At 43.2% G+C, this 13,850-nt stretch carries 14 protein-coding genes; 4 read left to right on the top strand and 10 right to left on the bottom strand.

Features of this window, described 5'->3' with window-relative positions; translation table 11 throughout:
• Positions 1 to 329: 329 nt before the first annotated feature.
• The gene (gene pssA, locus KFK88_RS05540; protein WP_223577677.1) at positions 330 to 1,154 is read right to left on the bottom strand and encodes a CDP-diacylglycerol--serine O-phosphatidyltransferase; all 825 of its coding nucleotides are present in this window, start codon (positions 1,152 to 1,154) and stop codon (positions 330 to 332) included.
• Positions 1,155 to 1,246: 92 nt separating this feature from the next.
• On the opposite strand from pssA, the gene KFK88_RS05545 reads away from it, so the two are divergent.
• Both KFK88_RS05545 and KFK88_RS05550 read left to right on the top strand, forming a co-directional pair.
• Positions 1,247 to 1,537 carry a DUF3579 domain-containing protein gene (locus KFK88_RS05545; protein ID WP_223577678.1) on the top strand — a complete coding sequence of 97 codons (291 nt, stop codon included), beginning with the start codon at positions 1,247 to 1,249 and terminating at the stop codon, positions 1,535 to 1,537.
• Positions 1,538 to 1,564: 27 nt separating this feature from the next.
• Positions 1,565 to 2,023 carry a DUF4124 domain-containing protein gene (locus tag KFK88_RS05550; protein ID WP_223577679.1) on the top strand — a complete coding sequence of 153 codons (459 nt, stop codon included), beginning with the start codon at positions 1,565 to 1,567 and terminating at the stop codon, positions 2,021 to 2,023.
• 61 nt (positions 2,024 to 2,084) lie between these two features.
• On the opposite strand, the gene KFK88_RS05555 is transcribed toward KFK88_RS05550, so the two are convergent.
• The 7 genes from KFK88_RS05555 to rluD form a co-directional block, all read right to left on the bottom strand.
• Positions 2,085 to 2,672 (bottom strand): hypothetical protein, encoded by a 588-nt coding sequence (locus tag KFK88_RS05555; RefSeq protein WP_223577680.1) that lies wholly within the window; start codon positions 2,670 to 2,672, stop codon positions 2,085 to 2,087.
• 16 nt (positions 2,673 to 2,688) lie between these two features.
• Positions 2,689 to 3,438, bottom strand: coding sequence for a hypothetical protein (locus tag KFK88_RS05560; RefSeq protein ID WP_223577681.1), 750 nt, complete (start codon positions 3,436 to 3,438; stop codon positions 2,689 to 2,691).
• Complete coding sequence (locus tag KFK88_RS05565; protein ID WP_345252432.1) at positions 3,407 to 3,886, bottom strand: VanZ family protein; 480 nt, start codon at positions 3,884 to 3,886, stop codon at positions 3,407 to 3,409. Before KFK88_RS05565 ends, KFK88_RS05560 begins: the two co-directional genes overlap by 32 nt.
• Before the next feature lie 113 nt (positions 3,887 to 3,999).
• Positions 4,000 to 6,603: an ATP-dependent chaperone ClpB gene (clpB, locus tag KFK88_RS05570; RefSeq protein ID WP_223577683.1), complete on the bottom strand. Its 2,604-nt coding sequence runs from the start codon at positions 6,601 to 6,603 to the stop codon at positions 4,000 to 4,002.
• Positions 6,604 to 6,712: 109 nt separating this feature from the next.
• Positions 6,713 to 7,456, bottom strand: a complete 744-nt coding sequence (locus KFK88_RS05575; RefSeq protein WP_223577684.1) for a lysophospholipid acyltransferase family protein — start codon at positions 7,454 to 7,456, stop codon at positions 6,713 to 6,715.
• Positions 7,457 to 7,492: 36 nt separating this feature from the next.
• A complete protein-coding gene (gene pgeF, locus KFK88_RS05580) occupies positions 7,493 to 8,239 on the bottom strand; it encodes a peptidoglycan editing factor PgeF (protein ID WP_223577685.1) in 747 nt (248 codons plus the stop codon).
• A 2-nt stretch (positions 8,240 to 8,241) separates the two neighbouring features.
• A complete protein-coding gene (rluD, locus tag KFK88_RS05585) occupies positions 8,242 to 9,219 on the bottom strand; it encodes a 23S rRNA pseudouridine(1911/1915/1917) synthase RluD (protein WP_223577686.1) in 978 nt (325 codons plus the stop codon).
• A gap of 92 nt (positions 9,220 to 9,311) precedes the next feature.
• On the opposite strand from rluD, the gene KFK88_RS05590 reads away from it, so the two are divergent.
• Positions 9,312 to 10,085, top strand: a complete 774-nt coding sequence (locus KFK88_RS05590) for an outer membrane protein assembly factor BamD (protein ID WP_223577687.1) — start codon at positions 9,312 to 9,314, stop codon at positions 10,083 to 10,085.
• 63 nt (positions 10,086 to 10,148) lie between these two features.
• Here KFK88_RS05590 and KFK88_RS05595 read toward each other — a convergent pair whose 3' ends face one another.
• Positions 10,149 to 10,487, bottom strand: a complete 339-nt coding sequence (locus KFK88_RS05595) for a P-II family nitrogen regulator (protein ID WP_223577688.1) — start codon at positions 10,485 to 10,487, stop codon at positions 10,149 to 10,151.
• A 20-nt stretch (positions 10,488 to 10,507) separates the two neighbouring features.
• Positions 10,508 to 12,136, bottom strand: coding sequence for an NAD+ synthase (locus tag KFK88_RS05600; protein WP_345252048.1), 1,629 nt, complete (start codon positions 12,134 to 12,136; stop codon positions 10,508 to 10,510).
• A 124-nt stretch (positions 12,137 to 12,260) separates the two neighbouring features.
• On the opposite strand from KFK88_RS05600, the gene KFK88_RS12000 reads away from it, so the two are divergent.
• Positions 12,261 to 13,847, top strand: a complete 1,587-nt coding sequence (locus KFK88_RS12000; protein WP_223577690.1) for a sensor histidine kinase — start codon at positions 12,261 to 12,263, stop codon at positions 13,845 to 13,847.
• The last annotated feature ends 3 nt before the right edge of the window (positions 13,848 to 13,850 follow it).

The raw sequence follows: 13,850 nt of genomic DNA on the forward strand, positions 1-13,850 counted from the left end.
TTCCTGTCAACACATTTTTTAAAACTTTTTAAACCGTCTTAAAAACCGCTCTTCCTGAGCTCTTTCGCTGCGTTTCAAATGTTTCGTTTGCCTCGAAAGTGGTGCGCATTATAGACACTAAATCGCTCCCCGCAACCCTTTTTTGAATCTTTTTTTAAATTAATTTCAAGAGTTCAAAAAGCTACGGAGGAACTGCTTAGTATAACGCCAACTTGAGCAAAAATTAAGCAGATTTGGCGTTATTGATTAGATATTTTAGCTTCGCATGATTAGGTGAGGTTATCCGTCCAAGATTCTGGACGGAAAATTCGCGTCAGATGTGTATATCGTTATGATTTCTTGTCTACACCATCTTCTTCAGTATCAGAAGAATCGTTATCCTGCACTTCGGTATCCACGGGTTCCGTTCTTTTGCGCTGGCGACGCTCTTCTTTTATATCCTTAATACGCCATAAGGTCATAACTGGACCAGAAAGTGCGTATAGGGCAAAACCACCAAACAATACTGAAGGAGGATCCATTGCGATGAAGATGAAGACCAAAACGATGATTAATACCCCAATAAATGGAATCTTGCCTTTCCAGTCGACTTCTTTAAAGCTTGAATAGCGGAAATTACTGACCATTAGCAAGCCAGTGACCAATGTTAAGATGCCAATATAGATTCCCCATGGTTTGGCATCCCACTGATATTCAACACCTAACCATACAAGGCCAGCCAGTACAGCGGCGGCAGACGGGCTTGCTAATCCTTGGAAATAACGCTTATCGGCTGTGCCAACTTGTGTATTAAAGCGAGCTAATCGTAGAGCAGCACCAATCACATACACAAAAGAGGCTAACCAACCAAATTTACCAATATCCGTTAGAGCCCAGTTATAAACCACCAGCGATGGGGCAATACCAAAAGAAACCATATCCGCCATAGAGTCATACTCCGCGCCAAAATCGCTTTGAGTATTGGTCATGCGAGCCATGCGGCCGTCCAATCCATCCATGATCATGGCAATGAAAATTGCAATAGCAGCATTTTCAAAGTGTCCCTGCATCGACGCAACAACGGCATAAAACCCTGCAAATAAACCTGCCGTTGTTAACAAGTTTGGCAAGAGATAGATGCCACGACGGTTGGCTAATGACTTCTTCACTTTCATAGAATGGTATTACCTATTAAAAACACGTTATAATCAATGCATTACATCTTATCATAACTAGCAATAGTGAAAATCATTTCAGTAAAAATTATATGAGTGATGAACAAACAGACAAGCGCACTATTATTTTAGGTATTACGGAGAGCGGAAAAAAGTTCCGACCCAGCGATTGGGCTGAGCGCATGTGCGGTAACTTATGTACCTTTCGCAATCGCCGCATTATCTACTCCCCTCTCCTTCGTCCAGCTATATATGAGGGTGTAAAATCGGTAATAATGGCTAACCAGTTATCAATACAGCACCCTAACCTCTTCAAAGAATTGCTCGAATTTGCCAAAACCAATAAATTAGTGGTAAAAGAAGAGGATGTTGTTACAGCATAGTTCTCACAATACGACAAGAGAGTCATTATGATTAATAAGAAAGCCTTGCTCATCAGCACGTTAACTGCGTTAACAATTAGTTTCAGCGCGGTTGCAGACAAGCCGATATATAAATGGAAAGATAGCCAAGGGAACATCAAGTATACGCAGTCAAAACCTCCGCGCGGTACTGAGTATGAAGCCATTTATCAAAATACTTCTAAGAAACCACCAGAAGACAATGCTAATTCTGATACCGAGTCTAGCATCACAGCTGAGCAAGATGATATTTTAGCTCAACAGCAGGCTGAAAAGCAGCGAGTACAACAAGCCAATGAAGAAATCCGTAGAAAAAACTGCGAAATTGCTAAAAACAATATGCAAAGTTTGGAAACAAATCAGCGCATTATGATAATGGAAGATGGCAAAGAAAAAATGATTTCAGGGGAAGACCGAATAGCTAGATTAAATACGGCAAAGGGAAACGTTGCCAAATATTGCAATTAGGACTAAGAAAAAAGCCCTCCAAGATGAGGGCTTTATTATATTACGCTTGCTCATGAGCCAATTACAAAGGATAAGCCGATACCCATAGAATCCAGCTATAAGCTGTTTTCTCATTAGTCACTGTTCTTCCTGTATGCGACCAACGCTGACTTTCATCCCACTTCATAATTTCAAATGATACCGCCGTATTCCCTTCGCGTGCATGAGCAATTTTATCGTCTGGGACCTTGACCATGTAAGAGCGAGAAGCAGGCCCTTTTGCTGCTGCAACCGATGTATTTAACACCAATACGCCATAGAGTGGCTCTGGGTTGTTACCGTGGAAAACATGCACTTTTTTACCACCACAGCGTAATCCTTTGTCCGCGCTGTTTAAAACATTTTTCCCATTGATACTGCTGAGATCACAACCATAAGTCCATAGATTAGACTGGAATGGAGAGCGGAAGCGCTGCCCACCTTTCAACTCAAAAGACTTGTCTTCAGCAACAATTGTTAAGCCTTCCTCCACCACACCATGCTGAATAGGCATAGGTGTCTTATTGGTGTAGTTGATTAATCTTGGTGACGGTTCATCTGATCCCATTGCAAGCATCAGCATTCCAGATATAACAATGGTGCTGGCCCCTACCTTTAACCACTTGTTCATTTTAGTCTCCTCAGTTTTAATATTTTAAAATTATACTGTTATTAACATGTCTATAGTTTAAGAAATCATCTCCAGTCGTCACATTAACGACCTCGTGTCCAACAAGACCAGTAATCACAACAGAATTAATTGATGGCACTTTAATACATTTATATTGACTAGCTTGATTACCGAATTGACGGCTATCGGCAAGATCTCCAAATTGACGTGAATCTGCATCATCACCAAATTGTCGTGAATCTGCATCATCACCAAATTGTCGTGAATCTGCATCATCACCAAACTGGCGTGAATCTGCATCATCACCAAACTGTCTTGAATCCGCAGCATCACCAAACTGGCGTGAATCTGAGTCATCACCAAACTGTCTTGAATCTGCATCGTCGCCAAACTGGCGTGAATCTGCATCATCGCCAAACTGGCGTGAATCGGCGTCATCGCCAAACTGGCGTGAATCGGCGTCATCGCCAAACTGTCGTGAGTCTGCAGCATCGCCAAACTGTCGTGAATCCGCGGCATCGCCAAACTGTCGTGAATCCACGGCATCACCAAACTGTCGTCTCATTGAACAAGCTTCAGGAAGAACGAAGTTTTTTCCATTAATAGTGACGAGAGTACTTTGCGATTGGCTTTTATCATTACTGATTAAAACTAATGGGTGGATACCCACATACGAAGGTTCTTTGGGAGCCACAGAATACGTTGGTCCAGCACATGACTGTAGAACAATGGCGCTAGCGGCTAGACTTATCAAGCAAGTTTTCATTATATTGTTCCTTAATATGATACTTTTTTAGTAGAAGGTAAGTTAGAGAAGCTCCAACAGCGCCTGCGCAAAGAGAGTAAAAAAGATCCCAAATATCAAAAACTCCAGGCGCAGCCCCAACCAGCTGTAATACTTCATAAAAAATAGCACAGGCTATTCCAACTAGCAATAATTTCGAAAATGAGAACTGGTTAACCCAAATCCCACAAATAAGCATTGCAAAACTCATTGACCACATGATGTCTGCTAAATGGTTTGCAATCCACCCAGGGTAATAAATACGGGGAAGACTATTGGCAACGGCCATTAGCCACCGATAAGCAGATGGCGCTACTTGGTTTAACCACTCAATAGCTACAACGCTCTTTTCTCCTTGCAAGTAGCAAAGACTACCAATGGTCAGTAATGCAGTAGCCAAAAATAGCCAAATCAAATAGCGATACATCATAATAATCAAAGAACTTGAATTCCCTCGATTATATCGAGGAATTGTGTTTTTACTAGCGAGTAAAAAAAGCCTGCACAGTTTTAGTGCAGGCTAAGTTTAGTATCAGTTAATAGTTATTGTTGAATCTTAAGTTCATCTCCCTCAACATCGAGTGTTATGACAGCGTCTGCTTGTAGCTCACCCGATAAAATCGCTTTGGATAAAGGATCTTCTAGTCGGCTTTGAATCGCACGCTTTAAGGGTCTTGCACCAAAAACAGGATCAAAGCCTGCTTCAGCCAGTTTTTCTAACAAACGATCAGTAATCATTACCTCAAAACCATTATCCTTCAAACGCTGCAACAACCTATCCACTTGAATGGCAGCGATGGCTTTAATTTGCTCTTTAGCCAAAGGATGGAAGACAACAATTTCGTCAATTCGGTTAATAAACTCTGGGCGGAAATGATTACCAATGACGTCCATCAACATATCTTTCATTTCGTTGTAGCTTTTCTGTTCATTAGACGTCGATTCGTCTTTTGCCGCACCACTGTATTGCTGAATCAGATCAGAACCCATGTTTGAGGTCATCACAATAACAGTATTTTTAAAGTCTACGGTCCGGCCCTGACTGTCGGTCAAACGACCATCTTCCAGAACTTGCAATAAAATATTGAAGACATCTGGGTGCGCTTTTTCGACCTCATCAAATAGAATCACTGAATAGGGCTTGCGACGTACTGCCTCTGTTAGATAGCCCCCCTGTTCATAACCAACGTACCCTGGAGGCGCACCAATTAAACGAGCAACGGCATGCTTTTCCATAAACTCCGACATGTCGATACGGACCATAGCATCTTCTGTATCAAACAAAAATGTGGCCAATGTTTTACAAAGCTCAGTTTTACCAACGCCAGTTGGTCCCAAGAATAAGAATGACCCATTAGGACGATTGGGATCCGACAAACCTGCGCGCGAGCGTCGAATGGCGTTTGATACCGCGGAAACAGCTTCACTCTGCCCCACTACACGATCATGCAACGCTTGTTCCATCTGCAGCAATTTCTCACGCTCGCCTTCGAGCATTTTTGCCACAGGAATCCCCGTCCACTTGGAAACAACTTCCGCAATTTCTACATCGGACACTTTATTCCGCAACAGCTGCATCTCTTGGGTATCTTGCTCCGAGACTTGCTCAAGCTTCGCTTCAAGCTCAGGTATCTTTCCATACTGTAACTCAGACATTTTCGTTAGGTCGCCCGAGCGCTGCGCGGCTTCTAACTCAACCCGTGCTTTATCAAGCTCAGCTTTAATGTTTTGTGCACCATGTACAGACGCCTTTTCTGAACTCCAAATTTCATCCAGCTCTGCGTACTCTTTTTCGAGTAACTCAATTTGCTCTTCTAAATCGCCCAGCCTTTTAACAGAGCTATCGTCCGTTTCTTTCTTCAGCGCTTCACGTTGAATCTTCAACTGAATCAAACGACGCTCTAAGCGGTCCATCGCTTCTGGCTTAGAGTCTATTTCCATACGAATACGGCTTGCCGCTTCATCTATCAAGTCAATCGCTTTATCCGGAAGCTGACGGTCTGTGATATACCTCTGCGATAAGGTGGTTGCTGCTACGATTGCAGGGTCGGTGATTTCAACGCCATGATGGACCTCATAACGCTCTTTTAGGCCACGCAAGATAGCAATAGTATCTTCTGTCGACGGCTCATCAACCAACACTTTCTGAAAACGTCGCTCTAGCGCAGCATCCTTCTCAATATACTGGCGGTATTCGTCCAATGTTGTTGCGCCAACACAATGCAACTCGCCTCTTGCTAAAGCAGGCTTGAGCATGTTGCTGGCATCCATCGCGCCATCGGTTTTACCGGCACCAACCATGGTGTGTAGCTCATCAATAAAGAGGATGATCTTGCCTTCTTGTTTCGATAAGTCGCTAAGTAGCGCTTTAAGTCGCTCCTCAAACTCACCTCGAAACTTAGCTCCTGCAACCAAATCACCTAAGTCTAAAGATAAAACGCGCTTACCTTTTAAGCCTTCAGGCACTTCACCATTGATAATGCGTTGTGCCAAACCTTCAGCAATCGCAGTTTTACCGACACCGGGCGCGCCGATTAAGACTGGATTGTTTTTGCTACGGCGTTGCAGTACTTGAATACAGCGGCGTATTTCATCATCACGCCCAATCACAGGATCTAACTTGCCACTCTCGGCTCGTTCCGTTAAATCGATAGTGTACTTCTCAAGTGCTTGACGATTTTCTTCAGCATTAGGGTCATCAACGCCTTGGCCGCCACGAATTTTATTAATAGCATCCTCTACCATATGCTTAGTGATGCCTTGCTCATTGAGTAGCTTCGCCAATGTCGACTTAGTTTCTAGAACCGCCAATAGAAACAACTCTGAGGCAATATACTGATCTTGGCGCTGCTGAGAAATCTTGTCACAGATGTTAAGCACCTTGCCTAATTCTGGGGACAAATGTACCTCGCCTGCGTTACCAGAAACTTGAGGTAATTTTTTAATCTCTGACTCTACTGATTGGGCTAGCGTAGAAGGTGCGGCTCCAATTTGATTGAGAATCGCGGAGACACTATTGCCCTGTTGCTGTAGCATAGCCAGCATAAGATGTAACGGCTCAATGTATTGGTGATCACGACCCACAGCCAATGACTGTGCATCAGCTAAGGCCGATTGGAATTTACTGGTAAATTTATCCATTCTCATCTGTAAGACCTCATTATGAACACGATATTATTCGTCAATGCTCATTTAAATAAATACAACTAGATGTCTTACAAAATGTGGTTTTATTTTAGATTTTCAAGTCTAATATTTAATCAAGGGGAGCTAGTTTAGATAGCTCTTGACGATGCCCCAGCAGTAATTCCCCAAGCTCCTGTAGCGAATCATCGTGTTCAAAATATTGGTAGGAAATATTAGGAAATCTGATCACTTCAGTATGCGAACGCATAAATAAGGGCTTAAAGACGCTACCTTGGCCTCTGACCCCTGTAATTCTAGCGACGACAATCGGCTTTTGAGTTAATTGAGCCAAACGTTTAATACCGGCTTTGACACGGTAAGGTTTCACATCGTCCAGATGTATTTTTCCATGTGGGAACAGAGCAATAATCTCGCCTTTATCCAGTGCACGCTTGGATTGGCGAAAAGCGATATCCGCCCTGCCTGTTCTATCCACAGGGATACAACCCGCGCCTTTAAATAACCAATTTAATCCAAATCTCTCATACTCTTCTTTGGCAATCATAAAACGAATCGGACGATCGCAGGCGGCGATTAAGAGCAAAGGGTCCACCCCGGAAACATGATTAGATACGAGAATGGCTCCGCCGGACTTTGGCAAGTCAAACTTTTCGAGCTTTAAGCGGTGAAACTTAACGCAATAAGCGCGGCAAAGCCCGTCAACAAAATTCAACTTGCATGAGCCCCAGTCGACATGATTATACTTTTTTGCTTTAACTTTAAGGTAATAACCCAATAGAAAAACGGCAAGAATGACAAGGAGCCAAATTATTAGGGTGATATTTGTTTGCAGCCAGTCCATCTGTTTACTCAATAATTATGTCTGTATCTACTCGCTCATCATCAACAATCATAGTGACTCAAGCCAGATTACGCTCGCCATACGCCCGGTTGTTGCCGTGTTTCCAAACTGATGAGTTGCACGTCTGTGTGAATAAAAATTATCTGCGTCGCTGTAACTACATAAGTTACTTTGGTGCACATTAACACCATATCGAGTTAACTCACACTCAGCGATACCGGCCAAGTCACACTGCCATTTCTGGTGACTATTAGCATTAAAGTAGCGATCTAACTGGCTATTTTTATTGATGAAACTGTTTCTAACCTCTGCTCCAACTTCGAAGAACTTTTCGCTAATTGCTGGGCCAATCCAAGCTATCAAGGGACTTGAGCCTTTATACTGTTGTACTGCATTGAATAGAATATCGTCCGCAAGCCCGCGCCACCCAGCATGTATAGCCGCGACCCAACTCCCCTCTTCGTTACACAGTAAAATAGGTAAGCAATCAGCGGTCATCACAATACAGGCTTGTCCAAACCTATCAGAATAGCAACCATCAGCATCGTGCGAGCTAAAAGAATGTTGGATCACTCGAGTACTATGTGTCTGCTTAAGCCATTTAGGGTTTGGTAATCCGGTTGTCTGCTCTAGCCTTAGTCGATTTTCTTCGACTGATGTCGTTTTATCATCAACATGAAGTGCGAGATTGAGACTATCCCATGGTGTCTCACTTACCCCACCATGCCTAGTGCTGCAAAAAGCTTTTACGTTTGCAGGAACATCCCAGTTAGGAGAGACCAGAGGTAACGACATCTTTAGGCATCTTGGCTTGAGTAATACTCACGATTCGCTACCAGCTCATCGCGAAGTGCCTGCATATCCGATGGCATCGGCGCACGCCACTCAACATACTCATCCGTCGCAGGATGCTTTAATCCCAGTAGACTGGCGTGCAAAGCCTGACGCTTAAACCCACTCAGTTTTTCTTTTAACTCAGGCGTAATCCTGGTTGGCACACGGTAACGGCCACTATAAAGAGGGTCTCCGATGATTGGGAATTTTAAATGGCTCATGTGAACACGAATTTGGTGAGTACGACCAGTTTCTAGCCGCAACTTAAGATGCGTATGGTCCAAAAACTTCTCTGCCACACGATAGTGAGTTATCGCTCGGCGACCGTCAGGAATGACAGCCATTGCAGTACGTTTTGTCGGATGGCGACCAATAGGCGCATCAATTGAGCTGCCCGAAACCATCACCCTGTTCACCAACGCATCGTACTCACGTGTGAAGGCACGGTTCTGCAACTGTTCCACCAAACTTGTATGAGCTGCAATAGTTTTTGCAACCACAAGTAAACCTGTAGTTTCTTTATCCAAACGATGGATGATTCCCGCACGAGGTAGCTTCTGTAAATCTGGCACATGATGCAACAAGGCGTTAACCATAGTACCGTCCTGATTCCCTGCTCCTGGGTGTACCACTAAACCCGCAGGCTTGTTGATAACCAATAAGTCATCATCTTCATGAACGATATTCAAAGTGATGGCTTGTGCCTTCCACTCACCAGCAACTTTGATCACAGCATTAACTTCCACCAACTCAAAACCTGACATTTTGTGCTTGTTCGAGGTCACCACTTCGTCATTGACCTTGACATAGCCTTGCTTCACCCAGTCCTGGATTCTAGAGCGCGAAAATTCCTCGAAAACTTCAGAAAGTGCTAAATCGAGTCGCTTTCCGTAAACTTTTTCGTCAAATGTGTGTCTGAGTTCGATAGATTGGGTAGTCATTGTAAAATCGCGTAAAAAGATTGGCGTATGACATGCTGTCAGTTAGAATGACTCACATTGTATCAGGCTTAATATAAACAGAAAGAATTAATATGCAAAAAATCGTTTTAGTATCGCTTGCCAGCCTTATGTTAGTGTTAGCTGGGTGTTCGAGCACGCCAGAAAAGGATGAATTAGAAGAAGAAACAAAACTTGAGGTCATGACGGCCCAACAGTTGTTTGACCGCGCTAAAACCTCACTACGTAGTGGTAACTACACTCGGGCCATCGAAATGCTTGAGGAAATTGATACCCGCTACCCTTTCGGCAGTATTTCAGAGCAAGCGAAAATGGACTTGCTGTATGCCTATTTCAAAAAAGCAGACTATGAAGCTGGACAGGCGTTAGCTGATCGATTCCTACGTCAGCATCCACAGCACGAAAATGCAGATTATGTGTATTATATGAAAGGTGTCATGCACTATGAGTCAGAAGTCGGCTTATTTAAACAAACGTTCCAAGCAGATTTAGAGACTCGAGATACGACTAACCTGGAAGCAGCGTTTGACAACTTTAAAGCGCTTGTCGAAGTTTACCCAGAAAGTAAGTATGCTCCAGATGCACGCAAGCGCATGATTCAAATCAGAAACTTGCTGGCTGAAAATCAGCTGCATATCGCAAGATATTATATGGAGCGCGACATATACATTGGCGCTGCAAACCGTGCCAAGTACATTGTTGAGAATTTTCCGCAGACGCCTGCAGTCCCTTATGCTTTAGATATGCTAATAAAAGCCTACAACATTCTTGAGCTTCCAGAGTTAGCTGAGCAGTATCGTAAAGTGTTATTACTCAACTACCCTGATTACGACTTCGCGGACCTTTAAATATTCAGCACAAAAAAAGCGGCTTAAAAGCCGCTTTTTTTGTGAGGGTATAGCACTTCTGTCCTATATAGCTTCGCTACTTTCTTCACCAGTACGAATACGAACAGCCCTTTCAATATTAGTTACAAAGATCTTACCATCACCAATTTTTCCGGTTCTTGCAACTTCAATGATGGTTTCAACACATTTATCGACCAACTCATCATCCACCACGACTTCAACCTTCGCTTTAGGTAGGAAATCAACCATATATTCGGCACCGCGATAGAGCTCGGTATGCCCTTTCTGACGACCAAACCCTTTTACTTCCGTTACCGTCATACCGTTTACACCTAAGTCGGTAAGTGACTCTCGAATATCATCCAATTTGAATGGTTTGATAATCGCTTCAATCTTTTTCATTGCAGTTTCCTCTAAAACTCCTACTTAAACTGTCGGCCAAAACCTGAGGTGATGGGATAACGTCTATCACGCCCAAATGCTCTGGAACTGATCCTTATGCCTGGAGGCGCCTGACGCCGCTTATGCTCATTAATATCAACCAGTCGAATGACTCTTCGCACCGTTGCTTCATCATAACCAAGCGCAACAATATCAGAAATGCTGCTATCGTGCTCAACATAGGCCTCAAGAATACCGTCTAAAATATCATAAGGGGGCAAATTATCTTCATCTTTTTGATCTGGCGCGAGTTCTGCTGAAGGTGGTCGCGTTATAACACGCTCAGGTATCACTGCAGATACCGTATTTCGGTACCTAGCCAATTTATATACCATGGTTTTTGATACGTCTTTCAGAACATCAAAACCACCGGCCATGTCACCATAGAGCGTACAATAACCCACAGCCACTTCGGATTTGTTACCCGTAGTTAGGACTAATCGGCCAAACTTATTGGAAAGTCCCATCAAAATCGTACCACGACAACGGGCTTGGATGTTTTGTTCGGTCGTATCAAGCTCCGTCCCAGCCAACTGTTGTGACATTTGTTGCATGAACGCCTCATAAATTGGTTCTATTGAGATGATATCGAACTCAATACCTAATGCCTCAGCCTCCTCTTTGGCATCCTCAATACTCATGCTTGACGTGTATTTGAAGGGCATCATGACGGCATTAACATTTTCTTTGCCTAAAGCATCAACAGCCACCGCAAGAGTTACCGCAGAATCGATACCACCAGAAAGACCTAACAACGCTCCAGGGAAACCATTTTTATTCACATAATCCCTGACACCAAGTACCAGAGCTTGCCATATTTCCTCTTCATCGTCCCATTGCTGAGAGCTTTCCTGCATTGAAGTTAACCGATTCGCCGCTTTATCAAACTCAACGCAGCCAAAATCTTCGGCCATTTCGGCAGCAGTAAATACACTTTCACCACAAGAATTATAAGCGCTAGAGCAACCATCAAATATCAGTTCGTCTTGTCCTCCGACTTGATTCACATAAATAACCGGCACGCTATTTTCCTTAGCCCGGCTGGCCATCTCTGCTCCGCGTACAGGTGCTTTACCATAATAATAAGGGGAGGCGTTCGGACTTAAAATCAACTCTGCACCAGCCAGCTTAGCTACCTGTGCTGGCTCTTTAAACCATAAGTCTTCGCAAATCAGGATGCTGATATTGATGCCCTTAAAGTTAATAATCGGACAGTCACTCGCTGGCGTGAAGTAACGCTTTTCGTCAAAAACAGAGTAATTCGGTAATAACTGTTTGTCGTAACACAGTAAAACCGAGCCTTTATGGATGAAGCTAGCAGAATTGTATGTGCGCCCATGAGATCTTCGTGGGTGCCCAACAACCATAGCCACATTACTCTGTAGAGACTTTAATTCCTCTAGTGCACCTTCCACCAAATCAAATAAATCAGGTCTCAGTAAAAGGTCTTCTGGCGGGTAGCCAGACAACGCCAACTCTGAAAATACAACAATGTCAGCACTGGCGTTTTCTGCCTGATGAACTGAAGCTTTAATGAGCGCTAAATTGTGGCGAATGTCGCCAACGATATAGTTATTTTGCGCGAGAGCAATACGCATTTGCTTTCTCAAGTCTAAATTATTTGCCTATTGTCTAATAAATACGTCATTTTTCAAAGTGTTAAAGCGGAAAACTTGAAAAGAACCTCGACAAGACTTAATCTGTGTTATGACAATAAGTTACAAAGGATCTCGAGTGCTTAATAACAATAAGAAAATTGAATTCGGTTGGCAGTTTCTACGGTATTATTCAGTAGTCAGGCTGATATTAGCCCTACTCCTGTTGCTGCTTCCTTATATTTTTAGCGCGCAAGAACAACTTCACGACGCAGAAACCTATACTTCGGTCGCTATCAGTTACTTAATCGTCGCGAATCTACTGCTGTTCATGGCCTTTGTAGAGCACCAGTTTCGGATACAGGCTCTCAGCCAACCATTGGTTGACATTCTCTTTATCGCTTTGCTTGCCTACTCTGGAAACCAAAACACCGCGGTTTACATCGTAATGATGTCACTAGTGTCAATTGTCGGTCTCTTTTTAACACGGCATCGTGGCGGGTTACTCTATGGTTTGTTTGCATGTGGTGCCGTAGTCCTCATTCAGCACTCAAGAGTAGACTCCATTTCAATTGCAGACTTTTCGGAACTGAGCCTACAAATTGCTGGCATATTGGCAGTAACGGTTCTAGCCAATATTCTTGCTCGCCGTATGACTGATTATGAAGTTGAAACCTTAGAGCAAAGTCAGTCGATTTACAAAATGCACGAGCTCAATAATCAAATCATCGATAAAATGAACCGTGGTGTCATCGTCGTCGATACAAAGAATACCATACAGCACATTAACCAAACCGCTTGGTACGGCCTAGGATTGCCTGAAAACCCCATTGGCAAACCACTGAAGCTCGTTACTGATGACTTGGCCTATCAGCTTGAAAAAGCTCGTAAGGATAAGAGTGAGTCGGGCCGACTGGATTCTGAGGAAGGATTACCATTTAGAGCTACGAATACTGGGCCTCAGTTATTGCCACGTTTCATTTCCTTAGTCGAAGGAGAGAAAATCCTCATTACATTGGATAATTACTCCGAAGTGATGAAAAAAGCCCATCAATTAAAATTAGCTTCTTTAGGGCAGTTAACAGCCAACATCGCTCATGAAGTTAAAAACCCTCTGAGCGCAGTAAGTCAAGCGACAGCTTTATTGGCTGAAAAAAAGCAAATTTCTGACGACGACCAAGAACTTATTAAAATCATTCAACGTCAATCCAAAAGGATCAATGAAATCATTGAAAACGTACAAAAAGTATCTAAAAGCAAGCCTCCGAACAGGGAAGCAATTGTATTGAATCGGTTCATTAAGCGTTTTATCAAGGAGTATAAACAAGGCCTTAAGTTCGAGCCCGTCATTACTCTAGAGGATATTGACGAAGATCTTATGGTCGCATTCGATCAAAGCCAATTGAAACAAGTACTCTCAAACTTGTTTGATAACGGTTTAAAATTTAGCTATATCAATACCAAAGAATATCGACTCCATGTCGCAGCTGGTCAAGACCCTATCAGCGAAGACTTATTCCTTGACGTGATTGATGAAGGAACAGGCGTCACGCTTGAGCAAAAAGAAAAAATATTCGAGCCTTTTTATACGACGGCCCACGATGGCACTGGGTTAGGACTGTATATATCTAAAGAGCTTTGCGAGGCAAACCAAGCTCACCTAGACTGTATTCCTGTCGCATTTGGCGGAGCTTGCTTCCGTATCAGCTTTGACAGTTACAATTAATCA

Source organism: Kangiella taiwanensis (genome assembly GCF_020005165.1).
Lineage (GTDB): Bacteria > Pseudomonadota > Gammaproteobacteria > Enterobacterales > Kangiellaceae > Kangiella > Kangiella taiwanensis.

Excerpts from the sequence above, each read along its gene's own strand:
- pssA (WP_223577677.1), bottom strand. The coding sequence starts at position 1,154 with ATGAAAGTGAAGAAGTCATTAGCCAACCGTCGTGGCATCTATCTCTTG.
- KFK88_RS05545 (WP_223577678.1), top strand. The coding sequence starts at position 1,247 with ATGAGTGATGAACAAACAGACAAGCGCACTATTATTTTAGGTATTACG.
- KFK88_RS05550 (WP_223577679.1), top strand. The coding sequence starts at position 1,565 with ATGATTAATAAGAAAGCCTTGCTCATCAGCACGTTAACTGCGTTAACA.
- KFK88_RS05555 (WP_223577680.1), bottom strand. The coding sequence starts at position 2,672 with ATGAACAAGTGGTTAAAGGTAGGGGCCAGCACCATTGTTATATCTGGA.
- KFK88_RS05560 (WP_223577681.1), bottom strand. The coding sequence starts at position 3,438 with ATGAAAACTTGCTTGATAAGTCTAGCCGCTAGCGCCATTGTTCTACAG.
- KFK88_RS05565 (WP_345252432.1), bottom strand. The coding sequence starts at position 3,886 with ATGATGTATCGCTATTTGATTTGGCTATTTTTGGCTACTGCATTACTG.
- clpB (WP_223577683.1), bottom strand. The coding sequence starts at position 6,603 with ATGAGAATGGATAAATTTACCAGTAAATTCCAATCGGCCTTAGCTGAT.
- pgeF (WP_223577685.1), bottom strand. The coding sequence starts at position 8,239 with ATGTCGTTACCTCTGGTCTCTCCTAACTGGGATGTTCCTGCAAACGTA.
- rluD (WP_223577686.1), bottom strand. The coding sequence starts at position 9,219 with ATGACTACCCAATCTATCGAACTCAGACACACATTTGACGAAAAAGTT.
- KFK88_RS05590 (WP_223577687.1), top strand. The coding sequence starts at position 9,312 with ATGCAAAAAATCGTTTTAGTATCGCTTGCCAGCCTTATGTTAGTGTTA.
- KFK88_RS05595 (WP_223577688.1), bottom strand. The coding sequence starts at position 10,487 with ATGAAAAAGATTGAAGCGATTATCAAACCATTCAAATTGGATGATATT.